Consider the following 26,201-nt stretch of genomic DNA (forward strand, 5'->3'; position numbering starts at 1 on the left):
CGATACGGAAAGGGCCGGGACGCAATGACGACCACCCACGCCTTCTGGCTCGCCGGCCGCGAGGCCACCGGCGAGGCCACCTTCGACGTCACGAACTCCTTCGACGGACGTCTGGTCGGCAAGGTCAGCGTGCCCACCGAGGCCCAGGTCGAGGAGGCCGTCGCCGCCGCGTACGCCGTCGTCGACGAGTTCGCCGCGACCCCGGCGCACGTCCGCGCCGCCGCCCTCGACCACGTGTCGAAGCGGCTCGCCGAGCGCACCGAGGAGATCGCCCTGGTGATCTCCGCCGAGAACGGCAAGCCCATCAAGTGGGCCCGCGGCGAGGTCGGCCGTGCCGTCTCCGTCTTCCGTTTCGCCGCCGAGGAGGCCCGCCGCTGGAACGCCGGCGAGGCCCAGCGCCTGGACACCGAGGCCGGTGGCGCGGGCCGCCTCGCGCTCACCCGCCGTATCCCCAAGGGTGTCGTCCTCGGCATCGCGCCGTTCAACTTCCCCCTGAACCTGAGCGCGCACAAGGTCGCCCCGGCCATCGCCGTCGGCGCCCCGATCATCCTCAAGCCGGCGCCTTCGACCCCGATCTCCTCCCTGATCCTGGGCGAGATCCTGGCCGAGACCGACCTTCCGGCCGGCTCCTGGTCGATCCTGACCGTGCCGAACGACCGCATGCCCGCCCTCGTCAAGGACGAGCGCCTCCCGGTCATCTCCTTCACCGGCTCCGACACGGTCGGCTACGCCATCCAGCAGTCGGTGCCCCACAAGCACTGCACCCTGGAGCTCGGCGGCAACGCCGCGGCCGTCGTCCTCCCCGACTGGTCCTCCGAGGAGGACCTGGACTGGGCGGCGAGCCGTATCGCCACCTTCTCCAACTACCAGGGCGGCCAGTCCTGCATCTCCGTCCAGCGCGTGATCGTGGACTCCTCCGTCCACGACCGCCTGCTGCCGAAGATCGTCGCCGCCGTCGAGGCGCAGGTCACCGGTGACCCGTCCGACGCCGCCACCGACGTCGGCCCGCTGGTCGACGAGGCCGCCGCGAAGCGCGTCGAGTCCTGGGTGGACGAGGCCGTCGCCGCCGGCGCCAAGCTCCTCGCGGGCGGCAAGCGCGAGGGCGCGACCTACGCCCCGACCGTGCTCACCGAGCTCCCGGCGGACGTCACGCTGGCCCGCGCCGAGGTCTTCGGCCCGGTCCTGACCATCGCGAAGGTCGACGGCGAGGCCGAGGCCTTCGCCGCGGTCAACGACTCCGACTTCGGCCTCCAGGCCGGTGTCTTCACCCACGACCTCCAGGCCGCCTTCCGCGCCCACCGCGCCCTCGAGGTCGGCGGCGTGATCGTCGGCGACGTCCCCTCGTACCGCGCCGACCAGATGCCGTACGGCGGTGCCAAGCGCTCCGGCGTCGGCCGTGAGGGCGTCAAGTACGCCATGGACGACTACACCTACGAGCGCGTCCTCGTCCTGACGGGCCTCGCCCTCTAGGCATACGGCGTACGGCGTACGGCGCGAGGGGTACGGCACAGCCCGTACCCCGTACGGCCCACGTCCACGAGACCAGGCGGTCCGAACCCACTGTGCGGGGGTTCGGGCCGCCTTTTCGCCGTCAGGCCGGGCCTCCGGCCGGTCTCCCGCCTGTCCGTACTTGCCGAAATCGGGTACGACGGACAGTGAGACCGAGGAGGTGTCCATGTCCGCCCCCACCCAGCGGCCCAAGGTCACCGCACACGAGGCCCGGCAGACCGCCGAGGCCGCACGTGAGCGGGACTGGCACAAGCCCAGCTTTGCCAAGGAGCTCTTCCTCGGCCGGTTCCGGCTCGACCTCGTCCATCCCCATCCGCTGCCCGCCGCGGAGGACGCCCGGCGCGGCGAGGCCTTCCTGGCCACCCTGCGCGCGTTCTGCGAGACCCGGATCGACGGCGCCCGCATCGAGCGCGAGGCCCGGATCCCCGACGAGACGCTCGCCGGGCTCAAGGAGCTCGGCGCGCTCGGCATGAAGATCGACCGGAAGTACGGCGGTCTCGGCCTCACCCAGCTGTACTACAACCGGGCCCTCGCACTCGTCGGCTCCGCGAGCCCCGCGGTCGGCGCCCTGCTCTCCGCGCATCAGTCGATCGGCGTACCGCAGCCGCTGAAACTCTTCGGCACCCAGGAGCAGAAGGACACCTTCCTGCCCCGGCTGGCCCGTACGGACATCTCCGCGTTCCTGCTCACGGAGCCGGACGTCGGCTCCGACCCGGCGCGGCTGGCCACCACGGCCGTACCCGACGGGGACACGTACGTCCTCGACGGAGTGAAGCTCTGGACCACCAACGGTGTCATCGCCGACCTGCTCGTGGTCATGGCCCGGGTGCCCGCCTCGGACGGGCACCCCGGCGGCATCACCGCCTTCGTCGTGGAGGCCGGCTCGCCCGGCATCACCGTCGAGCACCGCAACGCCTTCATGGGCCTGCGCGGCCTCGAGAACGGCGTCACCCGCTTCCACGGCGTCCGGGTCCCCGCCGAGAACCGCATCGGCCCCGAGGGCGCCGGCCTCAAGATCGCCCTCACCACCCTCAACACCGGCCGCCTCTCGCTCCCCGCCGCCTGCGCGGGCGCCGGGAAGTGGTGCCTGAAGATCGCCCGCGAGTGGGCGGGCGTCCGCGAGCAGTGGGGCGGGCCGGTCGGCCGCCACGAGGCCGTCGGCACCAAGATCTCCTTCATCGCGGCCACCACCTTCGCCCTGGAGGCGGTCGTCGACCTCGCCTCCCAGATGGCCGACGAGGACCGCAACGACATCCGCATCGAGGCCGCCCTTGCGAAGCTGTACGGCTCCGAGATGGCCTGGCTCATCGCCGACGAACTCGTCCAGATCCGGGGCGGCCGCGGCTACGAGACCGCCGACTCGCTCGCCGCCCGCGGCGAACGCGCCGTCCCCGCCGAGCAGGTCCTGCGCGACCTGCGGATCAACCGGATCTTCGAGGGCTCGACCGAGATCATGCACCTGCTGATCGCCCGCGAGGCCGTCGACGCCCACCTCTCCGTCGCGGGGGACCTCATCGACCCCGGGAAGTCGCTCGCCGACAAGGCGAAGGCGGGCGCGCGGGCGGGCGGCTTCTACGCCCGATGGCTGCCGGGACTCGTATCGGGTCCGGGCCAACTGCCGTCCTCGTACAGCGAGTTCGGCGAGCTGGCGGTACATCTGCGCTACGTGGAGCGGACCTCGCGCAAGCTGGCGCGCTCCACCTTCTACGCGATGTCCCGCTGGCAGGGCCGGATGGAGCTCAAGCAGGCCTTCCTCGGCCGGATCGTCGACATCGGCGCGGAACTCTTCGCGATGAGCGCGGCCTGTGTACGGGCCGAACTGCTGCGCACCACCGGCGACCACGGCCGGGAGGCGCAGCAGCTCGCGGACGCGTTCTGCCGGCAGGCCCGGCTGCGGATCGAGGAGCTGTTCGGACGGCTCTGGTCCAACACGGACGAGGTCGACGGGCGGGTGGCCGAGGGGGTGCTCGCGGGGCGGTACACGTGGCTGGAGGAGGGGATCGTGGATCCGGGCGACGAAGGTCCCTGGATCGCGGACGCGACCCCGGGCCCCTCGACGGAACAGAACGTCCACCGCCGGATCCCCTAGCCCGCCGGATCCGCCTGCCCGCAGCGGCCCGGGCCCCGCAGTGGCCCGGGCCGCCCCGTCGTCCACGGCCCGCGCCGCCCCCCTCGTCCACGGTCCGGACCACCCGCCCGCGCCTCCGCCCCGCACGGCAGGATGGGGCGGGTGACCGTCATCCACATCCCCGGCTCCAAGTCCGTCACCGCCCGCGCGCTCTTCCTCGCCGCCGCGGCCGAAGGCACGACCACCCTCCTCCGGCCCCTCGTCTCCGACGACACCGAGGGCTTCGCCGAGGGGCTGACCGCCCTCGGCTACACGGTCCGCCGCGAGAGCGACGCCTGGCACATCGAGGGCCGCCCCGCCGGCCCCGGCGCGGACTCCGCCGACGTCTACTGCCGTGACGGCGCCACCACCGCCCGCTTCCTGCCCACCCTCGCCGCCGCCGGCCACGGCACCTACCGCTTCGACGCCTCCGCGCAGATGCGGCGCCGTCCCCTGGGCCCGCTCGCCACCGCCCTGCGCGAGCTCGGCGTCGACCTGCGGCACGGAGGGCAGGAGGGCCACCACCCCCTCGACGTCCACGCCCACGGCGTGAAGGGCGGCGCGCTCACCCTCGACGCCGGCCAGTCCTCCCAGTACCTGACGGCCCTCCTCATGCTGGGCCCGCTCACCGCCGAGGGCCTCGACATCACCGTCACCGACCTGGTCTCGGAGCCGTACGTCGAGATCACCCTCGCGATGATGCGGGACTTCGGCGCGGAGATCAGGGAGGAGCGCGGCCCGGACGGGGCCCGTACCTACCGCGTCGCCCCCACCGGCTACCGCGCCCGTACCTACGGCGTCGAGCCCGACGCCTCCACCGCCAGCTACTTCTTCGCCGCCGCGGCCCTCGGACCCGGCCGCTCCGTCACCGTCCCGGGTCTCGGCACCGGCGCCCTCCAGGGAGACCTCGGCTTCGTCGACGTGCTGCGCCGCATGGGCGCCGACGTCGAGATCACCGGCACCGGGACGACCGTCCGCTCCACCGGCGTCCTGCGCGGGCTCACCGTCAACATGCGGGACATCTCCGACACCATGCCGACCCTCGCCGCCCTCGCGCCGTTCGCCGACGGCCCGGTCCGTATCGAGGACGTGGCCAACACCCGGGTCAAGGAGTGCGACCGCCTCGACGCCTGTGCCGAGAACCTGCGCCGCCTCGGCATCACCGTAGAGACCGGCCCCGACTGGATCGAGATCCACCCGGGAACGCCCGCAGGACCCGTCGAGATCGCCACCCACGGCGACCACCGGATCGTCATGTCGTTCGCGGTCACCGCCCTGCGCACGCCCGGCATCACCTTCGACGACCCGGGCTGTGTGAAGAAGACGTTCCCCGACTTCCACCGGGTCTTCGACACGTTCGTCCACACCCCGTGAAGACCGCGCGGCGTTTGCGGCAAGAATGGGGGGCATGAGCGACCGCCCCTCTCCTCTCGCCGACCCGCATATCGCCTTCGACGTCTCCGAAGGACGCCGGGACCTCGTCGTCCTCGGCTCGACCGGGTCCATCGGCACGCAGGCCATCGACCTGGTGCTGCGCAACCCCGACCGCTTCCGGGTCACTGCCCTGGCCGCCTCGGGCGGCCGGGTCGCGCTGCTCGCCGAGCAGGCGCACCGGCTGAAGGTCGCCACGGTCGCCGTGGCCCGCGAGGACGTGGTGGAGGAGCTCCGTACAGCCCTCAAGGCGCTGTACGGCTCCGAGCCGCTGCCCGAGGTCCTCGCCGGCCCCGACGCGGCCACCCAGCTGGCAGCCTCGCCGTGCCACACCGTCCTCAACGGCATCACCGGCTCCATCGGCCTCGCCCCGACCCTGGCCGCCCTCGAAGCGGGCCGTACCCTCGCCCTCGCCAACAAGGAGTCGCTGATCGTGGGCGGCCCCCTGGTGAAGGCGCTCGCGAAGCCCGGCCAGATCATCCCGGTCGACTCCGAGCACGCGGCCCTCTTCCAGGCGCTCGTCGCGGGCACCCGCGCCGACGTCCGCAAGCTGGTCGTCACCGCGTCGGGCGGCCCGTTCCGCGGCCGTACGCGCGCGCAGCTCGCCGACGTCACCCGCGAGGACGCGCTCGCCCACCCGACCTGGGCCATGGGCCCGGTGATCACGGTGAACAGCGCCACCCTGGTCAACAAGGGTCTGGAGGTCATCGAGGCGCACCTCCTGTACGACATCCCCTTCGACCGCATCGAGGTCGTCGTCCACCCGCAGTCGTACGTGCACTCGATGGTCGAGTTCACCGACGGCTCCACGCTCGCCCAGGCCACCCCGCCGGACATGCGCGGCCCGATCGCCATCGGCATCGGCTGGCCGGAGCGGGTCCCGGACGCGGCTCCCGCCTTCGACTGGAGCAAGGCCTCGACCTGGGAGTTCTTCCCGCTCGACACCGAGGCGTTCCCGTCGGTCGGCCTGGCCCGGCACGTCGGCGAGCTGGGCGGCACGGCCCCCGCCGTCTTCAACGCGGCCAACGAGGAGTGCGTCGAGGCGTTTCTCGCCGGACGGCTGCCGTTCAACGGAATCATGGATACGGTCACAGCGGTCGTCGCGGAGCACGGCGTTCCCGTCGCGGGAACCTCCCTCACGGTGCCGGACGTCCTCGAAGCGGAGACCTGGGCGCGCGCCCGGGCCCGAGAGCTCGCAGCGAAGGCAACAGCGGAGGCCCGCGCATGACCGAAATGCTCCTGTACGTCCTGGGCCTCGTGCTGTTCGCTCTCGGCCTCCTCGTCTCCATCGCCTGGCACGAGCTGGGCCACCTCTCCACGGCCAAGCTCTTCGGCATCCGCGTGCCGCAGTACATGGTCGGCTTCGGCCCCACGATCTGGTCGAAGAAGCGCGGCGAGACCGAGTACGGCATCAAGGCCATCCCCGCCGGCGGCTACATCCGCATGATCGGCATGTTCCCGCCGGGCGAGGACGGCAAGATCGAGGCGCGCTCCACCTCGCCCTGGCGCTCGATGATCGAGGACGCCCGGGAGGCCTCGTACGAGGAGCTCAAGCCCGGCGACGAGACCCGCCTCTTCTACACGCGCAAGCCGTGGAAGCGCGTGATCGTGATGTTCGCCGGACCGTTCATGAACCTGGTCCTCGCGGTGGCGCTGTTCTTCGGCTCGATGATGACACTGGGCGTCGAGGGCCAGACGACGCAGGTCGCGGGCGTCCAGAAGTGCGTGATCGAGCAGGACGAGAAGCGCGACAAGTGCGCCGCGGGCGACCCCGTCTCCCCGGCCTTCAAGGCCGGCCTGAAGGACGGCGACAAGATCGTCGCCTTCAACGGCGCGCCGGTGGGCGACTGGGACACCCTCTCCGACCGCATCCGCGACACCATCGGCCCCGCGACGATCACCGTCGAGCGGGCCGGGCAGCGCGTCGAGCTGCACCCCGACCTCGTGGCCAACAAGGTGCTGGCGAAGGACGAGGACGGCAAGGTCGTCCAGCCGGTCAGGTACGTCGACGCCGGCTACCTCGGCTTCGCCTCCAGGACCGAGGTCGCGCCCCTCGGCTTCGGCGAGACCACCGACCGCATGGGCGACCTCCTGGAGAACGGCGTCCACTCGGTGATCGCCCTCCCGGGCAAGATCCCCGGCCTGTGGGACGCCACCTTCGGCGACGGGGAGCGCGCGGACGACTCGCCGGTCGGCGTCGTCGGCGCCGCCCGCATCACCGGTGAACTGATGACCGTCGAGGCGCCGCCGACGACGATCCTCGTGATGTTCATGAACCTGCTCGTCGGGTTCAACGTGTCGCTGTTCCTGTTCAACATGCTCCCGCTGCTGCCGCTCGACGGCGGTCACATCGCGGGTGCCCTGTGGGAGTCCGTACGCCGTCACACGGCCCGGATCTTCAAGCGCCCCGACCCGGGCCCCTTCGACGTGGCGAAGCTGATGCCCGCCGCGTACGTGGTGGCCGGAGTCTTCGTCTGCTTCACGCTGCTCGTCCTCGCCGCCGACCTCGTCAACCCGGTGAAGATCACGTAGCCCGCAGGGGGGCCGGACCCGGTGGTGTCCGGCCCCCCGCCCCCGGGGCGGTAACCTCGGAGACCTGAGCCCGCCGACGCACAACCTTGAGGTTGCACAGAAGATGACCGCGATTTCTCTCGGTATCCCGACCGTCCCGACCCGGCTCGCCGAGCGGCGCAAGAGCCGCCAGATCCAGGTCGGCAGCGTGGCCGTCGGCGGTGACGCACCCGTCTCCGTGCAGTCGATGACCACGACCCGCACGTCCGACATCGGCGCCACGCTGCAGCAGATCGCCGAGCTGACGGCCTCCGGCTGCCAGATCGTGCGCGTGGCCTGCCCCACCCAGGACGACGCCGACGCCCTCGCGGTCATCGCGAAGAAGTCGCAGATCCCGGTGATCGCCGACATCCACTTCCAGCCGAAGTACGTCTTCGCCGCGATCGACGCCGGCTGCGCGGCCGTCCGCGTCAACCCCGGCAACATCAAGCAGTTCGACGACAAGGTCAAGGAGATCGCCAAGGCGGCCTCCGACGCCCGCACCCCGATCCGCATCGGCGTCAACGCCGGCTCGCTCGACGCGCGCCTGCTCAAGAAGTACGGCCGGGCCACCCCCGAGGCGCTCGTCGAGTCCGCCCTCTGGGAGGCGTCCCTCTTCGAGGAGCACGGCTTCCGCGACATCAAGATCTCGGTCAAGCACAACGACCCGGTGATCATGGTCGAGGCCTACCGCCAGCTCGCCGCCCAGTGCGACTACCCGCTGCACCTCGGCGTCACCGAGGCGGGCCCGGCCTTCCAGGGCACCATCAAGTCGGCCGTCGCCTTCGGCGCGCTGCTGTCCCAGGGCATCGGCGACACCATCCGCGTCTCCCTCTCCGCCCCGCCGGCCGAGGAGATCAAGGTCGGCATGCAGATCCTGGAGTCGCTGAACCTGCGCCAGCGCCGCCTGGAGATCGTCTCCTGCCCGTCCTGCGGCCGTGCCCAGGTCGACGTCTACAAGCTCGCGGAGGAGGTCACCGCCGGTCTCGACGGCATGACCGTCCCGCTGCGCGTCGCCGTCATGGGCTGCGTCGTGAACGGCCCGGGCGAGGCCCGCGAGGCCGACCTCGGCGTCGCGTCCGGCAACGGCAAGGGCCAGATCTTCGTGAAGGGCGAGGTCATCAAGACCGTCCCCGAGTCGAAGATCGTCGAGACCCTCATCGAAGAGGCTCTGAAGATCGCCGAGCAGATGGAGAAGGACGGCGTCGCCAGCGGCGAACCGTCGGTCGCCGTCGCGGGCTGAGCATTCCGGCTCGTCCCGGGGCCCGGCTCTCCGCGATGCCCCGATCCTCCCGAAGCCCCCTCCTCCCTCCGGGGACGAGGGGGCTTCGGGTGCGGGGAGGGCCCCGCCACAGGCGAGAGGGGTAAAGTGCGGAGACCACGTAGAACCGTACGGTGAGGCCCCCTCGTGCTGACACAACCCGCCACCCGGGTCCTCGAACCCGCCGACCTCGGCGCCGCACTCGCCGTTCTGGAGAGCGCCCCCGTCGAGAACGCCTTCGTGACCGCCCGCGTCCAGGTCGCCGGACTCGATCCCTGGCGGCTCGGCGGCGAGATGTGGGGCTGGTACAGCGAGGGGCGGCTGCGGTCGCTCTGCTACTCCGGTGCCAACCTCGTGCCGCTCTGCGCGACGCCCGAGGCCGTGCGCGCCTTCGCCGACCGGGCGCGCAGGACCGGCCGCCGCTGTTCCTCGATCGTCGGGCCCGCCGAGCCCACCACCGAGCTGTGGCGGCTCCTGGAGCCCAGCTGGGGCCCGGCGCGGGACGTCCGCGCCCGGCAGCCGCTGATGGTCGCCGAGGAACCCTCCGCGACCGTCGCGCCCGACCCGCTCGTGCGCCGCGTCCGCAAGGACGAGATGGAGGTGATCATGCCCGCGTGCGTGGCCATGTTCACCGAGGAGGTCGGCATCTCCCCGCTCGCCAACGACGGCGGACTGCTCTACCAGGCCCGGGTCGCCGAGCTCGTCGGCGCCGGCCGCTCCTTCGCCCGCATCGAGGACGGCAGGGTGGTCTTCAAGGCGGAGATCGGCGCCGCCACCCGCCAGGCCTGCCAGATCCAGGGCGTCTGGGTCGCGCCCGAACACCGCGGCAAGGGCCTCTCCGAGTCGGGCATGGCCGCCGTCCTCCAGTACGCCCTGGCGGACGTCGCGCCCGTCGTCAGCCTGTACGTGAACGACTACAACACCCCGGCGAGGGCCTCGTACCGCCGTGTCGGCTTCCAGGAGACCGGTGCCTTCATGAGCGTGCTGTTCTGAGGCCCCGGCCGCTTGTAGGGTGCGCCGCATGGATGACGCAGAGGTCATGATCGGACCGGTCAATCTCGCCGCCCGGGTGGACGAGGCGCTCGCCGTGCAGGCGCTCGCCTTCGGCCTGGACGAGGACGAGGTCGCCGTACGCCGCCACATCGTGCTGCGTCACCTGCTGAACCCCGGCGCCCGCGCCTACGGGGCCACCACCGCCGAGGGGAGACTCGTCGGATTCGTGTACGGGATGCCCAATGACCGGGGCCACTGGTGGTCCACCGTCGTCGAGGCCTATCTGCGCGCCACCGGCACCGCCGACTGGCTCGACGACTCCTTCGTGATCACCGAACTCCACGTCCACCCCGGCTACCAGGGGCGCGGTGTGGGCCGCGAGCTGATCACCACGATCACCGACGAGTCCGCCCAGCCGCGCTCGATCCTCTCCGCGATCGACACCGACAGCCCGGCCCGCGGCCTCTACCGCTCCCTCGGCTACGAGGACCTCGCCCGCCAGGTGCACTTCCCGAGCGCGGTCCGCCCGTACGCCGTCATGGGCGCGTCCCTGCCGCTCAAGCGCCGGAACTGATTTCTCCGACCCGGGGAGGCCCGGCTAATCTCGGGGCCATCATCCTTACCCGGCAGGAGTACGAGAACCATGGCCAACGCACCGGTCCAGCGCATGTCCCAGTTGATGGCGAAGACGCTGCGCGACGACCCGGCCGACGCCGAGGTCCTCAGCCACAAGCTCCTCGTCCGCGCCGGCTACGTGCGCCGCACCGCCGCCGGCATCTGGAGCTGGCTGCCCCTCGGCAAGAAGGTCCTCTCCAACATCGAGCGCATCGTCCGCGAGGAGATGGACGCGATCGGCGCGCAGGAGGTCACCCTCCCCGCGCTGCTGCCGCGTGAGCCGTACGAGGCGACGGGCCGCTGGGACGAGTACGGCGCCGAGCTCTTCCGCCTCCAGGACCGCAAGGGCGGCGACTACCTCCTCGGCCCGACGCACGAGGAGATCTTCACGCTCCTGGTGAAGGACCAGTGCTCGTCGTACAAGGACCTGCCGGTCATCCTGTACCAGATCCAGAACAAGTTCCGTGACGAGGCCCGCCCCCGCGCCGGCATCCTGCGCGGCCGCGAGTTCCTCATGAAGGACTCGTACTCCTTCGACACCGAGGACGAGGGCCTCGCCCAGTCCTACGCCCTGCACCGCCAGGCCTACCAGCGGGTCTTCGAGCGCCTCGGCCTCGACTACCGCATCGTCGCGGCCACCGCCGGCGCCATGGGCGGCTCGAAGTCCGAGGAGTTCCTGGCCCCGGCCGAGGCCGGCGAGGACACCTTCGCCGACTGCCCGAACTGCGACTTCGCGGCGAACACCGAGGCGATCTCGTACGAGCTCCAGCCGGTCGACGGATCGGCGGTCCCGGCCGCCGAGGAGATCCCCACCCCGGACACCCCCACGATCGAGACCCTGGCCGCCTCCCTCGGCGTCCCCGCCTCCGCCACGCTGAAGAACCTCCTCGTGAAGGTCGACGGCGAGATCGTCGCCGTGGGCGTCCCCGGCGACCGCGAGGTCGACATGGGCAAGGTCGAGGAGCACTTCGCGCCGGCGACCGTCGAGATGGTCACCGAGACCGACTTCGCCGAGCGCGCCGACCTCGTCCGTGGCTACGTCGGCCCGCAGGGCCTGGAGAAGGTCACGTACATCGCCGACCCGCGCGTGGCGCCGGGCACCGCGTGGATCACGGGTGCCAACAAGGACGGCATGCACGCGAAGAACGTCGTCGCGGGCCGTGACTTCGAGGTCGAGGAGTACGTCGACGTCGTCGTCGTGCAGGAGGGCGACCCGTGCCCCAAGTGCGGCACCGGCCTCAAGCTGGACCGCGCCATCGAGATCGGCCACATCTTCCAGCTGGGCCGCAAGTACGCCGACGCCCTCAAGCTCGACGTCCTCGGCCAGAACGGCAAGCCGGTCCGCGTGACCATGGGCTCGTACGGCATCGGCGTCTCGCGCGCCGTCGCCGCGCTGGCGGAGCAGACCGCCGACGAGAAGGGCCTGTGCTGGCCGGCCGAGGTCGCCCCGGCCGACGTCCACGTCGTCGCCGCGGGCAAGGCCCTCCAGACCGAGCTGGCCCTGGAGGTCTCCGACAAGCTGTCCGCCGCGGGCCTCCGCGTCCTGGTCGACGACCGCGCGGGCGTCTCGCCCGGCGTCAAGTTCACCGACGCGGAGCTCATGGGCGTCCCGAAGATCCTGGTCGCCGGCCGCCGCTCGGCCGAGGGCGTCGTGGAGCTGAAGGACCGCCGGACGGGTGAGCGCGAGGAACTGACGGTCGACGAGGCGCTGGCCCGCCTGACCGCCTGACCGCGCGAGGCATGAGGGAGGGGCGGGGGTCCGAGGCCCCCGCCCCTCCCGTCGTCCCACGCTCAGGCGCCGTCCTCCGGCGGTGCCGGCTCGACCGACGCCCCCGTCAGGTCACCCACCGGCTCCACACCCTCCGCCGCATGGGCCGCGCCCTTCAGGTACGCGTCACTGACCGGCGTCGACGTGCTCGGCGCCGCGGCGGGCGCCTCGCTCACGGCGGCCGCGGGCCCCACCGTCGACCGTTCCAGGAACCGCAGCAGTTCCACCGGGAACGGCAGGACCAGCGTCGAGTTCTTCTCCGCCGCGACGGCCACCACCGTCTGCAGCAGCCGCAGCTGCAGCGCCGCCGGCTGGTCGGACATCACCGCCGCCGCCTCCGCCAGCTTCTTCGAGGCCTGGAGCTCCGCGTCCGCGTTGATCACCCGCGCCCGGCGCTCCCGGTCCGCCTCCGCCTGCCGGGCCATCGAGCGCTTCATCGTCTCCGGCAGGGAGACGTCCTTGATCTCGACCCGGTCGATCTGCACGCCCCAGCCGATCGCGGGGGAGTCCAGCATCAGTTCGAGGCCCTGGTTGAGCTTCTCCCGGTTCGACAGCAGGTCGTCGAGATCGCTCTTGCCGATGATCGACCGCAGCGACGTCTGCGCCATCTGCGAGACCGCGAACTTGTAGTCCTCGACCCGGATCAGCGCCTCCGCCGCGTCGACGACCTTGAAGTAGACGACCGCGTCGACCCGCACCGTCACGTTGTCCCGGGTGATGCCCTCCTGCGCGGGCACGGGCATCGTGACGATCTGCATGTTCACCTTGTGGAGGCGGTCCACACCCGGAACGATCATCGTGAAGCCGGGCGTGCGCACGTCGTCACGCACCCGCCCGAAGCGGAAGACGACACCTCGCTCGTACTGCTTCACGACCCGCGCCGCCGCGCCCGCGTACACGGCGATCGCCGCCGCCGCGCCGGCCGCGGCCACCAGAAGCTCTTCGATCATCACGGCCCCCTGGATTGAGCCGAACGGTACAGAAAGGGTATTCCCCTACAGCCAGCTCGCGAACTCCAGGAGCAGCTCGGCATCCTGCCGGCGCCCCGCCGTCAGGGCCCGCGTGCCCGACTCGACCGCGCGGAACAGCGTCCAGCCGCGCAGCCGCTCCCGGTCGAGGTCCAGGGAGTCCGCCAGCTTGTTGACCCGCCGGCGGGCCGCCGAGGCGCCCGAGGACGCGGCCACCAGGTCCTCGACCCGGTCCCGTACGAGCCGGGCGAGGTCGTACGCCCGCTCGCCGACCAGCGGCTCGGGTCCCACGGCCAGCCAGGGAGCCCGGTCACCGCCGAGCACCTTGCCCTGCCGGAAGTTCCCGTGCAGCAGCAGGGTCTCCGCGGCGTCGGCCACCAGCTCCTCGCGCGCCGCGAGCGCGGCCGTCGTCAGCTCGGCGGTCGCCGCCCCGGTCAGGTGGGGGGCCATGGCCGCCGCCTGCCGGGCGGTCCGCTCGGCGACCGTCTCGAAGCCGTGCTCCGCCGCCGGCTCGACCCACAGCTTGCGTACGGTCCCGGCCGCCTCCAGGAGCGCCTTCGCCTCCGGGAGCGAGCGCAGCGACACCTCGGGGTGCAGCCGTTCGAGGAGGAGCGCGCCCTCCGCGGCCTCGTCGAGGAGCTGCACCGCGCCCCAGCCGTTCCAGTGCGCGAGCGCGTCCCGCTCCAGGTCCGGCCGGGCGAACGCGGGCGCGATCTTGAGCGCGGCGGGGGAGCCGTCGGACCGCCGGACGAGCACGACCAGGCTGCTGCGTCCGCCGGGTGCCATCACCCGTTCGCTGTCCAGGGAGGCGCGGTCGAGCACCTGACCGGCGAGCTCGGGCAGTCTCCCGAGCCACTCGGCCGCCGCGGCGTCCCCGTACGTCTCGCCGAGCGTCCTGATCAGTCGCTGCGGCGGTTCGAAACCCATGCGTACGTTGTTCCTTCGGTCGGGGCGGGGCTCACACCCGCTCGGCGAGCCCAGGAAAGGTTACGTCGCTGCCGCGCCAGCGGACCGCGCGTACCGCCGCCTCACGCAGCGCGGCGGCCGCCTCGCGGCGCCGAGCGCCGTCGGTGGCCCGGACGAGGTCGGAGTAGACGCCGGCCACCCGGTCCTCCAGGACGGCCGCCAACCGGACGGCGCCGGCCGGGTCCGTGACCCGGAAGGGCAGCTCGTACGCGGCCGCCGCCACCACCGGCGTGCCGCCGAGGTCGCGCACGGCGCGGCGCAGCGTGTCCCGGCGCGCCCGGTGCGCCTCGTACGCGGCGGTGGCCTCGGCCCGACGTTCCGCGCCGATCCGGCCGCCGACGACCCCGTACCCGTACACCGCGGCGTGCTCGGCGGCCAGTGCGGCCTGGGTCGCGTCGAGGGCGCTCATGCCCGGGCTCCTTCGGTCAGCAGGTAGGCGTGGGCGGCGCCCGCGGCGGCCACGGAGGCCAGCAGCCGGGCGTACTCGGGCGGGGCGGTGACCAGGGCGGCGGTGTGGGCGTCGGAGGCCGAGCGTTCGGCCGCCGCGAGTTCCTCCAGCGCCGCCCGGGGGTCGGCCGCCGCGTGCACGGGGGACGGAGCGGGCCGCGCCGAGGCGGAGGCGGAAACGCCGATGGAGGCGGTGGCGGTGACGGACGGTGACGGTGCGGCCGTCGCCGGGCGCACCGTCGTACCGCCCTCGCCGAGCGCCTTCGTGTGGGCCGCCACGGAGCGTCGCAGCGGGGTCAGCCGGGGCGCGAGGGCCGGGTGGGCGGCGAGCGCGGCGTCGTAACGTTCCAGCAGGGTCCTGGAGGCGGTCACGGAGCGCAGCCGCAGCGCGGCCTCGGCGCGCGCCACCCGTTCGGCCTCCACCTCGGCGGCACCGGGCTTCCGGGGACGGGGCTCCTCCGAGGCGCTGCAGCCCGGTAGCGCGGCCGCCGCCGCGGCCGAGATCCCCGCCGTCAGGAGTGCGCGCCTGCCCGTCGTCGTCACGCTCTCTCCCTCAGCTGTGGTACGTCGTCGAAGATCGTCGGGATCACCGCAGGCGAGCGTACCCGCGGGCCCCGGGGCGGTGGACGGCAACACCCTCCCGGACCGGATACCCTTTGGTCTGACACGCGAGGAAAACGCGACGAACCCACAACAGCACACGCGGCCGAGGAGTCACCCGGATGAGCACCACCCAGAGCGACAGGCTGCGCGGACTCGTGGAGCCGCTCGTCCACGCGAGGGACCTGGATCTGGAGGAGATCGAGGTGTCCCGGGCCGGCCGCCGCGGACTGCTGAGGATCGTCGTCGATTCGGACGAGGGCGTGGAACTGGACGCCTGTGCCGAGCTGAGCCGCGCGATCTCCGAGAAGCTCGACCAGACCGACGCGATGGGCGAGGGCGAGTACGTCCTCGAAGTCAGCTCCCCCGGCGCCGACCGCCCGCTGACCGAGCACCGCCACTACGTGCGGGCCACCGGCCGCCTCGCCAAGCTCCAGCTGAGCACCGACGGCGCCGCCGAGGAACTGGTCGCGCGGATCCTGGCCGTGGACGAGGACGGCCTCGACCTCGAAGTGCCGGGCGTGAAGGGGCGCAAGCCCACCGCCCGCCGGGTCGCGTTCGCCGACATCGTCAAGGCGCGTGTCGAGATCGAGTTCAACCGCAAGGACAAGAAGGAAGAGGAGGCGTAGCCGTGGACATCGACGTGAAGCTGCTCAAGGGCTTGGCGAATGAGAAGGAGATCTCCTTCGACCTGCTGGTCGAGGCGATCGAGTCGGCCCTCCTCATCGCCTACCACCGCACCCCCGACGCCCGCCGCCACGCGCGTGTGGAGCTGGACCGGCTCACCGGTCACGTGACGGTGTGGGCGAAGGAAGATGCCTCCGACCTGGAGGAGGGCCAGGAGCCCAAGGACTTCGACGACACCCCGTCGGACTTCGGCCGGATCGCGGCGAGCACCGCCCGCCAGGTGATCCAGCAGCGTCTGCGGGACGCCGAGAACGACGTGACGTTCGGCGAGTACGCGCGCCGCGAGGGCGACGTCGTCGCCGGTGTCGTGCAGCAGGGCAAGGACCCGAAGAACGTCCTGGTCCGTCTGGACGACAAGCTGGAAGCCATCCTGCCGGTGCAGGAGCAGGTGCCGGGCGAGGACTACACGCACGGTCTGCGGCTGCGGACGTACGTCGTCCGGGTGGCGAAGGGTGTCCGCGGTCCGTCCGTCACCCTTTCGCGCACCCACCCCAATCTGGTGCGGAAGCTCTTCGCCCTGGAGGTGCCGGAGATCGCCGACGGCTCGGTCGAGATCGCGGCCATCGCCCGTGAGGCCGGTCACCGCACCAAGATCGCCGTCCGTTCCACCCGTTCGGGCCTGAACCCCAAGGGCGCCTGCATCGGCCCGATGGGCAGCCGTGTCCGCAACGTGATGGCGGAGCTGCTCGGCGAGAAGATCGACATCGTCGACTGGTCGGACGACCCGGCGGAGATGGTCGCGAACGCGCTCTCCCCGGCGCGGGTGTCCCGGGTCGAGGTCGTCGACATGGCGGCCCGTTCCGCCCGGGTGACGGTGCCGGACTACCAGCTGTCGCTGGCGATCGGCAAGGAGGGCCAGAACGCCCGCCTCGCCGCCCGCCTCACCGGCTGGCGGATCGACATCCGTCCCGACACGGAGCCGAGCGGTCCGGAGGACTGAGACCGTTTTTGGCCAACAACTGTTCGATTCTTGCCCCAAACAGGTGAGGTCGGTACGGGGAGGTAGACTTAATCGTGTCTGGCCGGACGCATGCCCGCGCGTGCCCTGAGCGAACCTGTGTGGGATGCCGGGTGCGAGCGGCCAAGAGCGATCTGCTGCGGATCGTGGTGAACAAGGACGAGTGCGTTCCTGATCATCGCGGTACGCTGCCCGGCCGGGGTGCGTACCTGCACCCCGCCGTGGCTTGTCTCGACCTGGCGGTCCGCCGCCGAGCGTTGCCGAGGGCCTTCAGGGTCCAGGGCCCGCTCGACACAGCGGAACTACGTCACCACGTCGAACGGCCGGCACAGCAGTGAAGAAGAACGGCACGGATACACCGTGCGGTCAGGTACCTCGCGAGTTGGAAGTAGGTCGAGATTGCGATGAGCACTCGATGAGTACGCGATGAGTACGCCCATGAAGTAGCGACGGTCCGGCGGTAACCCGGACCTCAAAGGAGCGAAGTGGCTAAGGTCCGGGTATACGAACTCGCCAAGGAGTTCGGCGTGGAGAGCAAGGTCGTCATGGCCAAGCTCCAAGAACTCGGTGAATTCGTCCGTTCGGCGTCCTCGACGATCGAGGCGCCGGTCGTGCGCAAGTTGACTGACGCTTTGCAGGGTCCCGGCGGCAACGCCGGCAAGACCGCTGCCAAGCCTGGCGCGCCTCGTAAGGCCGCCCCCTCCAAGCCCGCGGCGCCTTCTCCGGCCGCCGCGGCACGTCCCGCTGCCCCCAAGCCCGGCGCCCCGGCCCCCAAGCCGGCCCCCGCCGCGCCTGCGGCGCCGGCTCCGGTCACTCCGGCCGCGCCCGCGAGCAGCACCCCCTCTCCGGCTCCGGCCGCCTCGGGCCCCCGCCCGGGCCCGAAGCCCGCGCCCAAGCCGGTCACCCCGGCTCCGGCCGCCCCCGAGTTCACCGCGCCCCCGTCGGCTCCCGCCGCCGGTCAGCGCCCCGGTGGCGCCGCCCAGGGACCCCGTCCCACCGGCGACCGCCCCGAGCGTCCGGCTCGTCCGGGTCAGGGCGCACCGCGTCCGCAGGGCCAGGGTGCCCCGCGTCCGCAGGGCCAGGGCGCTCCCCGTCCGGGCGGTGCCCGTCCGGCCGGCCCGCGTCCGGGCAACAACCCCTTCACCTCGGGTGGCTCCACCGGCATGGCGCGTCCGCAGACGCCCCGTCCCGGTGGCGGCGCTCCCCGTCCCGGCGGCCCCGGTGCCGCTCCGGGCGCCCCGCGTCCGCAGGGTGGCCCCGGCGGCGCTCCGCGTCCGCAGGGTCAGGGCGGCGCTCGTCCCACCCCCGGTGGCATGCCGCGTCCGCAGGCTCCCCGTCCGGGCGGCGCGCCCGGCGGTAACCGTCCCAACCCGGGCATGATGCCGCAGCGTCCCGCTGCCGGCCCGCGTCCCGGTCCCGGCGGCGGTGGCCGTGGTCCCGGTGGCCCCGGCGGCCGTCCGGGTGGTCCCGGCGGTGGCGGCGGCGGTCGTCCCGGCTTCGCCGGTCGTCCGGCCGGTCCCGGCGGTGGCGGCGGCGGCTTCGCCGGTCGTCCCGGTGGTCCCGGTGGCGGCGGCGGTCGTCCGGGTGGTCCCGGCGGCGGTGGCGGCGGCTTCGGCGGTCGTCCCGGCGGCTTCGGTGGCCGTCCCGGCGGTCCGGGTGGCCGTGGTGGCACGCAGGGCGCCTTCGGTCGTCCCGGCGGTCCCGCGCGTCGCGGTCGCAAGTCGAAGCGTCAGAGGCGCCAGGAGTACGAGGCCATGCAGGCCCCGTCCGTGGGCGGCGTGATGCTGCCTCGCGGCCACGGCGAGACCATTCGCCTGTCGCGCGGTGCCTCCCTCACCGACTTCGCCGAGAAGATCGGCGCCAACCCGGCGTCGCTCGTCGCGGTGATGATGAACCTCGGTGAGATGGTCACGGCCACGCAGTCCGTCTCCGACGACACGCTGACGATGCTCGGCGAGGAGATGAACTACACCGTTCAGATCGTCTCGCCGGAGGAAGAGGACCGCGAGCTCCTCGAGTCCTTCGACATCGAGTTCGGCGAGGACGAGGGCGGCGAAGAGGCTCTGGTCTCCCGTCCGCCGGTCGTCACCGTCATGGGTCACGTCGACCACGGTAAGACCCGACTTCTCGACGCGATCCGCAAGACGAACGTCGTCGCGGGCGAGGCCGGTGGCATCACCCAGCACATCGGTGCCTACCAGGTGGGTACCGAGGTCAACGGCGAAGAGCGTCGCATCACCTTCATCGACACCCCGGGTCACGAGGCGTTCACCGCCATGCGTGCCCGTGGTGCGAAGTCGACCGACATCGCGATCCTCGTGGTCGCGGCCAACGACGGCGTCATGCCGCAGACGATCGAGGCGCTCAACCACGCCAAGGCCGCCGGCGTCCCGATCGTCGTCGCGGTCAACAAGATCGACGTCGAGGGTGCGGACCCGACCAAGGTCCGCGGTCAGCTGACCGAGTTCGGTCTGGTGGCCGAGGAGTACGGCGGCGACACGATGTTCGTCGACATCTCCGCCAAGCAGGGTCTGCACATCGACTCCCTGCTCGAGGCCGTCGTCCTCACCGCCGACGCCTCGCTCGACCTGCGGGCCAACCCGAACCAGGACGCGCAGGGTATTGCGATCGAGTCGCACCTCGACCGCGGTCGCGGTGCCGTCTCGACCGTCCTGGTCCAGCGCGGAACGCTGCGCATCGGCGACACCGTGGTGGTCGGCGACGCGTACGGCCGTGTCCGGGCGATGCTCGACGACAAGGGCAACAACGTCGAGGAGGCGGCCCCGTCGACTCCCGTCCTGGTCCTGGGTCTCACCAACGTCCCGGGTGCCGGCGACAACCTCCTGGTTGTCGACGAGGACCGTACGGCCCGTCAGATCGCCGAGAAGCGCGCTGCGCGTGAGCGCAACGCCGCCTTCGCCAAGCGCGTCCGCCGGGTGTCCCTCGAGGACCTCGACAAGGTGCTCAAGGCCGGTCTCGTCCAGGAACTCAACCTCATCATCAAGGGCGACGCGTCCGGTGCGGTCGAGGCCCTGGAGGCCTCGCTGCTCCAGCTCGACGTCGGCGAAGAGGTCGACATCCGTGTCCTGCACCGCGGTGTGGGTGCGGTCACCGAGTCGGACATCGACCTGGCCATGGGCTCCGACGCCATCGTCATCGGCTACAACGTCCGTGCGGCCGGCCGTGCCGCGCAGATGGCGGAGCGCGAGGGCGTCGACGTCCGGTACTACTCGGTCATCTACCAGGCGATCGAGGAGATCGAGGCGGCGCTCAAGGGCCTCCTCAAGCCGGAGTACGAAGAGGTCGAGCTCGGTACGGCGGAGATCCGCGAGGTCTTCCGCTCGTCCAAGCTGGGCAACATCGCCGGTGTCCTCATCCGCTCCGGCGAGGTCAAGCGCAACACCAAGGCGCGCCTCGTCCGCGACGGCAAGGTCATCGCCGAGGACCTCACGATCCACGGTCTGCGCCGCTTCAAGGACGACGTCACCGAGATCCGCGAAGGCTTCGAGGGTGGTATCAACCTCGGAAACTTCAACGACATCAAGATCGACGACGTCATCGCGACGTACGAGATGCGCGAGAAGCCGCGCGCCTGATCGCGTCCGATCGCAGCAGTGAGCCGGGGCCGGTCGGCGGAAACTATTCCGTCGATCGGCCCCGGCCGTTGCGTGTACGGTTTCGGATGTCCCCGCCGAGTGGTCGGCGGGCACACCGAACCCGAACCGGCGGGACATCCGGACATCCATGTATGTGGGGACACTGTCCTTCGATCTGCTCCTCGGCGACGTTCGTTCGTTGAAGGAGAAACGCTCCGTCGTCAAGCCGATCGTCGCCGAGCTCCAGCGGAAGTTCGCGGTGAGCGTGGCGGAGGTCGGCGGCCAGAACCTCCATCGACGGGCCGAGATCGGCGTCGCGATGGTGACGGGGGACCCGGGACACCTCAGCGACGTACTGGACCGGTGCGAGCGGCTCGTCGCCGCCCGCCCCGAGGTGGAGCTGCTGTCGGTGCGCCGCAGGCTCCACACTGATGAAGACTGATGTTGAGCAAGGCAAAGAAGGAGAAGGACCAGTGGCCGACAACGCGCGGGCGAAGAAGCTGGCAGACCTCATCCGGGAGGTGGTCGCCGAGAAGCTGCAGCGCGGCATCAAGGACCCCCGCCTGGGCACGCACGTGACCATCACGGACACCCGCGTCACCGGCGACCTGCGGGAGGCCACGGTCTTCTACACGGTCTACGGCGACGACGAGGAGCGGGCGAGCGCCGCCGCGGGCCTGGAGAGCGCCAAGGGCATCCTCCGTTCGGCCGTGGGCCGCGCGGCCGGGACCAAGTTCACCCCGACCCTGGCCTTCGTGGCCGACGCCCTCCCGGAGAACGCCAAGACCATCGAGGACCTCCTCGACAAGGCACGGGCCTCGGACGCCCAGGTGCGGGAGGCGTCCTCGGGCGCCGACTTCGCGGGCGAGGCCGACCCCTACAAGAAGCCGGGCGAGGACGAAGCCGCCGAATGAGCAACGCAGCAAAGGTGCCCGACGGCCTTGTCATCGTCGACAAGCCGTCGGGCTTCACCTCGCACGACGTCGTGGCCAAGATGCGCGGGATCGCGAAGACCCGCCGGGTGGGCCACGCCGGCACGCTCGACCCCATGGCCACCGGCGTCCTCGTCCTCGGCGTGGAGCGGGCGACCAAGCTCCTCGGTCACCTCGCGCTGACCGAGAAGGAGTACCTGGGCACCATCCGCCTGGGCCAGACGACCATCACCGACGACGCCGAGGGCGAGATCACGGCCTCCGTCGACGCCTCCAAGGTGACCCGCGAGGGCATCGACGCGGGCGTCGCCGAACTGACCGGCGCCATCATGCAGGTGCCGTCGAAGGTCTCCGCGATCAAGATCGACGGCAAGCGGTCCTACGCGCGCGTGCGCGGGGGCGAGGAGTTCGAGATCCCGGCCCGCCCGGTCACCGTCTCCTCCTTCCAGGTGTACGACGTCCGTGAGGCGACCGCCGAGGACGGCACCCCCGTCGTCGACCTGGTCGTCTCCGTCGTCTGCTCCTCCGGTACGTACATCCGGGCGCTCGCCCGGGACCTCGGCGCCGGCCTCGGCGTGGGCGGGCACCTGACCGCGCTGCGCCGCACCCGGGTCGGCCCGTACAAGCTGGACTCGGCGAAGACGCTCGACCAGCTCCAGGAGGAGCTCACCGTCATGCCGGTCGCCGACGCGGCCTCGGCGGCGTTCCCCCGGTGGGACGTCGACGAGAAGCGGGCCAAGCTGCTGCTCAACGGCGTCCGCCTGGAGATGCCGGAGTACCCGGCGGGTCCCGTCGCGGTCTACGGGCCCGAGGGGACGCTGCTCGCGCTCGTGGAGGCCCAGCGGGGCAAGGCCAAGAGCCTCGCCGTCTTCGGCTGATCCGAGCGGTTCGGAGCCCCTCTCGGCTCACAGTGAGGGCGGGCACGCGCGCGTGCCCGCCCTCACCTGTCTCCCCCTTTGACTCCCCCGGCGAGAGCCTGTCCCGCGGAACGCCGAAGAATCACCCGATCAGGGAGGCGCTCGGAGCGAAGGGGGGAGTGCCAGGGGGCGCGTTCCCCTCTCGTGGTCCTCCGTGTGATCACCGGCGACCTACCGTCGACCCCATGGGACGCGGGGACCTGGCGACGCTGGTGCGGATCTGCGATCTGGCGGGCCGGCCTCGCGGCACCGGATTCCTCGCCGACCACCACGGAACGGTCGTCACCAGTCACGAAGCCGTCGACGGGCTCAGCCGTGTCGTCCTGCACGCCCCCGGCGACCGGACCTGGCTCGCCGAGGCCGAGGCCGTCACCCCGGTGCCCGAGAGCGGCCTCGCACTCGTACGGACCGAAGGCCTCGGCGTACGGCCGCTGCCGCTCGCGACCCGACCCGAGATCGAACCCGGCACCTACGTACGGATCGCCGCCCACGGCTGGCGCGAGGCGCGCGTGCTCGGTCCCGCCGCCGTCACGTACACCGCCACCGACCGCTTCCACGCACTCGCCGACGCCCTCGAACTCGCCATCGGCACCGAGGGCGCCGAGGCCCTCCGCCTCGGCGGACAGGCCGCCGGCGGCCCCGTCCTCGACACCACCACCGGCACCGTCGTCGCCGTCCTCGGCACCGCCCTGCACGGCGACCGCCCGGCCGCCGGATACGCGGTGCGGCTGCGCCCCGAAGGCCCCCTCAGCGCCCTCCTCCGGCGCAACGCGGCCACCGTCCCCGCCTACGGCCCCGATCTCAACCTCGCCGGGATCCTGGAACTCACCGCCACCTCCACCGGCCCCGTCCGGGACCCCGGCCCCTGGCCCGAGCCCGTCGAACGCCCCGAGTGCGTCCGCGAGTTCACCCGCTTCACGGCGGGCGAAGCGCCGGTCCTCGCCCTCGTCGGCGCCCCCGGCACCGGCCGCACCACCGCCCTCGCCGCCCTCTGCGCCCGCCGCGCCCGGGGCGTCGCGCCCGCCCCCACCGTCCGGCTGCGCGGGGCCGACCTGCGCGCCGGGGACCGCTCGCTCGCCGAGGCCGTCGGCCGGGCACTCCGGCAGGCCGGCCGTATCGTCGCCGCCTCCGGGGCGCTCGGCGACACCACCACGGCCACTCCCGAACGAGCCGCCGCCCTCGCCCACGAGGCCGGCCGGCCGCTCCTCGTCGTCCTCGACGGCCCCGAGGAGATGCCGCCGCACCTCGCCCACCGGCTCGCCGACTGGACGACCGCCACCGAGGACTGGCTCCGCGCCCACCACGCCCGCCTCGTCACCGCCTGCCGCCCCGAGCACTGGGAACGCGCGGGCGCCCTCTACCGGCCGGACGCGCTGCACCGGCCGGCGACGGGCCCCCGGGACGGCGCGCCCGGCGGACTGCCGGCCGCGCTCGTCCTCGGGCCTTACTCCACGGCCGAGGCGCGGGCCGTACGCGAGGGGTACGGCCTGGCGGAGACGGACCTCGCCGAGGCCGACGCCCGCCACCCGCTGGCCCTGCGACTGCTCGCCGAGGTGCGGGCCGCGCTGCCGGCGGACGTCCCCGGGCGGCCGGGGCGCGAGGAGATCTTCACCGCGTACCTCGACCTGATGTGCCTGCGCATCGCCGTCCGGATCGCCGCGGGCTCCCGGCCCCTGCCGCCGGGGACCGCCGTACGCCGCCTCGCGGCCCGCGTCACCGGCCAGGTCCACGAGGCGGCCCGCCGCTGCCTCGGCCCCGGCCACGGCGTCCTCGACCGTCCCTCCTTCGAGGAGCTCTTCCCCTGGCGGGAGGGCTGGGCCTCGGCGGTCCTGACCGAAGGGCTGCTCGTCCCCGCCGGCGCCGGCTACCGCTTCGCCCACGAGGAGCTGGCGGACTGGGTGCAGGCGGCCCACCTCGACCTGGACGGCGCCCTGGAGGCGCTGCTCTCCCAGGGGCTCGGTTCCCTGGCCGGCCCCGAGCACGCGGCCGGTCCCGCCGACCCCGCCGACCCCCTCGCGCCGCCCGCCGTCCCCCGGCAGCGGACCCCCGACGAAGCGCCCCCTCCGGTCCCGCGGCACCGCATCGGCCCCGTCCTCCAGGCGCTCCTGCTGCTCCACCGGGAGCGAGGCCCGGCCGCCCTCGCCCCCCGCCTCGCCGTGCTCGCCGAGGCCCTCGGGCGGTACGCCGACGAGGAGGGCGGAACCTGCGGCGACGGGCCCTGGTGGGCCGCCCGGCTGTTCGGCGAGAGCGTGCGGAGGCTGCCGGACCCCCGGCCGTACCTCCCCGTCCTGCGGCTGCTCGCCGACCGGATCGGGGCGGGCGCCGAGCCGAAGGGGGCAGGCGCCCGCCGGGGCGCGGCCCGCGGCGGGCGGCACGCGGTCTTCTCCGCGTTCGGGCCCGACTTCTGGCTGGGACTGCCCCTCGGGAAGGACGAGCGGATCGATCTGCTGCGGCGGCTCGTCCCCGCCGACCCGCCGCCCGGCGAGTACGACGGCGAGTCCGGCGACGAGCACCGCGTCGGGACCGGCGGCGAGAACGGCGACGAGGGCCCTGGCGAGAACCGCGGCGAGAATCCCAGCGAGAACCCCGGCGAGAACCGCGGCGAGGGCCAGGGCGGGGGATCCGGCGCCGCGCGCGCCCTCGCCGCCGTCGCCGGAATGCTCGCCGCGGACCCCCGGGGCGTGCAGCCGCTCCTCTGCCGCTGGTTCGGCGACGACCGAGCCCTCCCCGCCGCCCCGGGCGCGACCGTCGCCACCGCCGCCCAGGCCCTGCTGCACACCCATCGGGCGCTCGCCGTCGACGATCTGTGCGAGGCGCTCGTCGCCACCGCCCACCCGCTCGCCGACGGCCTCCTCGCCGCCCTCGCCGAGGACGAGCCCTCCGCCGTCTGCCGGGCCGTCGACCGCTGGGCCCACGACGACGGGCGGCCGGAGCGGCGCGTCGCGGCCGCCACGTACGGTCATCTCGTCGCCGGTCACGCCACCCGCCCCGCCGACCGGGAGCTCCTCCGCTTCGCCGCCCAGGCCCTGCTCGCACGCCCCGGCGACCAGACTCTCCACGGCGCCGCCCTGGGCCTGCTGATCCGCGACCCGCACACCCGGGACCGCCACCTGCCCCGCGCCCTCGCCGAGCCCCGGGTGCCCGCGAGCGCCCTCGTCGAGGCCCTCGCGGCCGACCCGGGACCGGTCCTCGCCGCCTTCGGAGCCCGGCTCGACGGCACGGGCGAGGCCCCCGCCGCCGCCCTGCGGGCGCTCGCCGACGTCGACACGCCCGCACTCGCCCGCCGGGTGGCCGCCCTCGTCCGCGGCTACGTCGCCCGCCACCCCGAGGGCGCCGGACACGTGGCCCGCTTCGTCGACCGGCGCTTCGAGTACGGCCCGGCCGCCCGAGCCGTCCTCCACCCGCTGGTCTCCGGTCTGATCCGGGGCCGCCCCGCGCCGGTCCGCCGCGCCCTCGCCCCCGTCCTCGCCGCGCCCGGCACCGGCGCCTCCCGGCATCTGCGGGCCGAACTCCTCGACGTACTCCTGGAGCACGAGCGGTACGAGGCGGAGACGGGGGAGTTCACCGTCCTGGCCGCCCTCCTGGAGGCCGCCGCGGAGGGCGCCGAGCGGCGCAGCGAGCCCCGCACCCGGGCGCTCACCCACCGGGTCGGCGCCCTGTGGGCCCGTACCCCCGACGGCGCGAGGCTGCTCGACCAGGCCCTCGCGGGACACCTCGGAGCATGGCCCGCGTTCGCCACGCTGCTCGCCCGCTGGGCGGTCGGCGACCCCGCCGCGTGGGCGCCGCTGCTCGGTCCTGAGACCCTCCGGGCGCTGCGGAGCCACGGCACTTCCATGCCGATGCGAACCGAGGGCCGCGGGCATGGCAGTCTTAGACCTGCGTAATCGGCGAACAGG

At 72.9% G+C, this 26,201-nt stretch carries 21 protein-coding genes; 17 read left to right on the forward strand and 4 right to left on the reverse strand.

Going from position 1 to position 26,201, the window contains the following annotated elements; genetic code table 11:
• Positions 1-24: 24 nt before the first annotated feature.
• The 9 genes from ACIP84_RS33835 (at position 25) to ACIP84_RS33875 (ending at position 12,195) form a co-directional block, all read left to right on the forward strand.
• Complete coding sequence (locus tag ACIP84_RS33835) at positions 25-1,470, forward strand: aldehyde dehydrogenase family protein (protein WP_401803187.1); 1,446 nt, start codon at positions 25-27, stop codon at positions 1,468-1,470.
• A gap of 205 nt (positions 1,471-1,675) precedes the next feature.
• On the forward strand, positions 1,676-3,598 hold the full coding sequence (locus ACIP84_RS33840; RefSeq protein WP_401803190.1) for an acyl-CoA dehydrogenase family protein: 1,923 nt from the start codon (positions 1,676-1,678) through the stop codon (positions 3,596-3,598).
• A 141-nt stretch (positions 3,599-3,739) separates the two neighbouring features.
• Positions 3,740-4,990 (forward strand): 3-phosphoshikimate 1-carboxyvinyltransferase, encoded by a 1,251-nt coding sequence (gene aroA / locus ACIP84_RS33845; RefSeq protein ID WP_401803192.1) that lies wholly within the window; start codon positions 3,740-3,742, stop codon positions 4,988-4,990.
• 25 nt (positions 4,991-5,015) lie between these two features.
• Entirely contained in the window at positions 5,016-6,275 is a 1,260-nt protein-coding gene (gene dxr, locus ACIP84_RS33850) for a 1-deoxy-D-xylulose-5-phosphate reductoisomerase (RefSeq protein WP_355960595.1), read from the forward strand.
• On the forward strand, positions 6,272-7,579 hold the full coding sequence (locus tag ACIP84_RS33855) for a site-2 protease family protein (protein WP_355960597.1): 1,308 nt from the start codon (positions 6,272-6,274) through the stop codon (positions 7,577-7,579). The genes dxr and ACIP84_RS33855 overlap by 4 nt, the downstream gene beginning before the upstream one ends.
• 103 nt (positions 7,580-7,682) lie before the next feature.
• Entirely contained in the window at positions 7,683-8,840 is a 1,158-nt protein-coding gene (ispG, locus tag ACIP84_RS33860; protein WP_015036532.1) for a flavodoxin-dependent (E)-4-hydroxy-3-methylbut-2-enyl-diphosphate synthase, read from the forward strand.
• A 165-nt stretch (positions 8,841-9,005) separates the two neighbouring features.
• Positions 9,006-9,851, forward strand: coding sequence for a GNAT family N-acetyltransferase (locus ACIP84_RS33865; protein ID WP_355960600.1), 846 nt, complete (start codon positions 9,006-9,008; stop codon positions 9,849-9,851).
• Between the two features lie 28 nt (positions 9,852-9,879).
• The gene (locus ACIP84_RS33870) at positions 9,880-10,425 is read left to right on the forward strand and encodes a GNAT family N-acetyltransferase (RefSeq protein WP_355960602.1); all 546 of its coding nucleotides are present in this window, start codon (positions 9,880-9,882) and stop codon (positions 10,423-10,425) included.
• 69 nt (positions 10,426-10,494) lie between these two features.
• Positions 10,495-12,195 carry a proline--tRNA ligase gene (locus tag ACIP84_RS33875; protein ID WP_355960605.1) on the forward strand — a complete coding sequence of 567 codons (1,701 nt, stop codon included), beginning with the start codon at positions 10,495-10,497 and terminating at the stop codon, positions 12,193-12,195.
• A 62-nt stretch (positions 12,196-12,257) separates the two neighbouring features.
• Here ACIP84_RS33875 and ACIP84_RS33880 read toward each other — a convergent pair whose 3' ends face one another.
• The 4 genes from ACIP84_RS33880 to ACIP84_RS33895 are packed head-to-tail and all read right to left on the reverse strand — an operon-like array spanning position 12,258 to position 15,158.
• Positions 12,258-13,184 carry a slipin family protein gene (locus ACIP84_RS33880; protein WP_355960608.1) on the reverse strand — a complete coding sequence of 309 codons (927 nt, stop codon included), beginning with the start codon at positions 13,182-13,184 and terminating at the stop codon, positions 12,258-12,260.
• 45 nt (positions 13,185-13,229) lie between these two features.
• Entirely contained in the window at positions 13,230-14,129 is a 900-nt protein-coding gene (locus ACIP84_RS33885; protein WP_401803197.1) for an aminoglycoside phosphotransferase family protein, read from the reverse strand.
• A 31-nt stretch (positions 14,130-14,160) separates the two neighbouring features.
• Positions 14,161-14,577, reverse strand: a complete 417-nt coding sequence (locus ACIP84_RS33890) for a ferritin-like domain-containing protein (RefSeq protein WP_401803199.1) — start codon at positions 14,575-14,577, stop codon at positions 14,161-14,163.
• A complete protein-coding gene (locus tag ACIP84_RS33895) occupies positions 14,574-15,158 on the reverse strand; it encodes a hypothetical protein (RefSeq protein WP_401803200.1) in 585 nt (194 codons plus the stop codon). The genes ACIP84_RS33890 and ACIP84_RS33895 overlap by 4 nt, the downstream gene beginning before the upstream one ends.
• A gap of 179 nt (positions 15,159-15,337) precedes the next feature.
• Here ACIP84_RS33895 and rimP point away from each other — a divergent pair, with 179 nt between their 5' ends.
• The 8 genes from rimP to ACIP84_RS33935 all read left to right on the forward strand — a co-directional run bounded on the left by rimP (position 15,338) and on the right by ACIP84_RS33935 (position 26,189).
• Complete coding sequence (rimP, locus tag ACIP84_RS33900; protein WP_401803203.1) at positions 15,338-15,844, forward strand: ribosome maturation factor RimP; 507 nt, start codon at positions 15,338-15,340, stop codon at positions 15,842-15,844.
• A 2-nt stretch (positions 15,845-15,846) separates the two neighbouring features.
• Positions 15,847-16,842: a transcription termination factor NusA gene (gene nusA, locus ACIP84_RS33905; protein WP_355960617.1), complete on the forward strand. Its 996-nt coding sequence runs from the start codon at positions 15,847-15,849 to the stop codon at positions 16,840-16,842.
• A 74-nt stretch (positions 16,843-16,916) separates the two neighbouring features.
• Positions 16,917-17,198: a YlxR family protein gene (locus ACIP84_RS33910; protein ID WP_355960619.1), complete on the forward strand. Its 282-nt coding sequence runs from the start codon at positions 16,917-16,919 to the stop codon at positions 17,196-17,198.
• A gap of 147 nt (positions 17,199-17,345) precedes the next feature.
• Complete coding sequence (gene infB / locus ACIP84_RS33915; RefSeq protein WP_401803206.1) at positions 17,346-20,456, forward strand: translation initiation factor IF-2; 3,111 nt, start codon at positions 17,346-17,348, stop codon at positions 20,454-20,456.
• Positions 20,457-20,604: 148 nt separating this feature from the next.
• The gene (locus tag ACIP84_RS33920; RefSeq protein WP_355960622.1) at positions 20,605-20,898 is read left to right on the forward strand and encodes a DUF503 domain-containing protein; all 294 of its coding nucleotides are present in this window, start codon (positions 20,605-20,607) and stop codon (positions 20,896-20,898) included.
• 31 nt (positions 20,899-20,929) lie between these two features.
• A complete protein-coding gene (gene rbfA, locus ACIP84_RS33925) occupies positions 20,930-21,370 on the forward strand; it encodes a 30S ribosome-binding factor RbfA (RefSeq protein ID WP_266969794.1) in 441 nt (146 codons plus the stop codon).
• The gene (truB, locus tag ACIP84_RS33930) at positions 21,367-22,266 is read left to right on the forward strand and encodes a tRNA pseudouridine(55) synthase TruB (protein WP_355960625.1); all 900 of its coding nucleotides are present in this window, start codon (positions 21,367-21,369) and stop codon (positions 22,264-22,266) included. The genes rbfA and truB overlap by 4 nt, the downstream gene beginning before the upstream one ends.
• 224 nt (positions 22,267-22,490) lie before the next feature.
• Positions 22,491-26,189: a trypsin-like peptidase domain-containing protein gene (locus ACIP84_RS33935; protein WP_401803210.1), complete on the forward strand. Its 3,699-nt coding sequence runs from the start codon at positions 22,491-22,493 to the stop codon at positions 26,187-26,189.
• Positions 26,190-26,201 lie beyond the last annotated feature (12 nt).

The sequence above is a fragment of the Streptomyces sp. NPDC088707 genome (genome assembly GCF_044752725.1).
Classification (GTDB): domain Bacteria; phylum Actinomycetota; class Actinomycetes; order Streptomycetales; family Streptomycetaceae; genus Streptomyces.

Excerpts from the sequence above, each read along its gene's own strand:
- ACIP84_RS33835 (WP_401803187.1), top strand. The coding sequence starts at position 25 with ATGACGACCACCCACGCCTTCTGGCTCGCCGGCCGCGAGGCCACCGGC.
- ACIP84_RS33840 (WP_401803190.1), top strand. The coding sequence starts at position 1,676 with ATGTCCGCCCCCACCCAGCGGCCCAAGGTCACCGCACACGAGGCCCGG.
- dxr (WP_355960595.1), top strand. The coding sequence starts at position 5,016 with ATGGGGGGCATGAGCGACCGCCCCTCTCCTCTCGCCGACCCGCATATC.
- ACIP84_RS33855 (WP_355960597.1), top strand. The coding sequence starts at position 6,272 with ATGACCGAAATGCTCCTGTACGTCCTGGGCCTCGTGCTGTTCGCTCTC.
- ispG (WP_015036532.1), top strand. The coding sequence starts at position 7,683 with ATGACCGCGATTTCTCTCGGTATCCCGACCGTCCCGACCCGGCTCGCC.
- ACIP84_RS33870 (WP_355960602.1), top strand. The coding sequence starts at position 9,880 with ATGGATGACGCAGAGGTCATGATCGGACCGGTCAATCTCGCCGCCCGG.
- ACIP84_RS33875 (WP_355960605.1), top strand. The coding sequence starts at position 10,495 with ATGGCCAACGCACCGGTCCAGCGCATGTCCCAGTTGATGGCGAAGACG.
- ACIP84_RS33880 (WP_355960608.1), bottom strand. The coding sequence starts at position 13,184 with ATGATCGAAGAGCTTCTGGTGGCCGCGGCCGGCGCGGCGGCGGCGATC.
- ACIP84_RS33885 (WP_401803197.1), bottom strand. The coding sequence starts at position 14,129 with ATGGGTTTCGAACCGCCGCAGCGACTGATCAGGACGCTCGGCGAGACG.
- ACIP84_RS33890 (WP_401803199.1), bottom strand. The coding sequence starts at position 14,577 with ATGAGCGCCCTCGACGCGACCCAGGCCGCACTGGCCGCCGAGCACGCC.
- rimP (WP_401803203.1), top strand. The coding sequence starts at position 15,338 with ATGAGCACCACCCAGAGCGACAGGCTGCGCGGACTCGTGGAGCCGCTC.
- ACIP84_RS33920 (WP_355960622.1), top strand. The coding sequence starts at position 20,605 with ATGTATGTGGGGACACTGTCCTTCGATCTGCTCCTCGGCGACGTTCGT.
- truB (WP_355960625.1), top strand. The coding sequence starts at position 21,367 with ATGAGCAACGCAGCAAAGGTGCCCGACGGCCTTGTCATCGTCGACAAG.
- ACIP84_RS33935 (WP_401803210.1), top strand. The coding sequence starts at position 22,491 with ATGGGACGCGGGGACCTGGCGACGCTGGTGCGGATCTGCGATCTGGCG.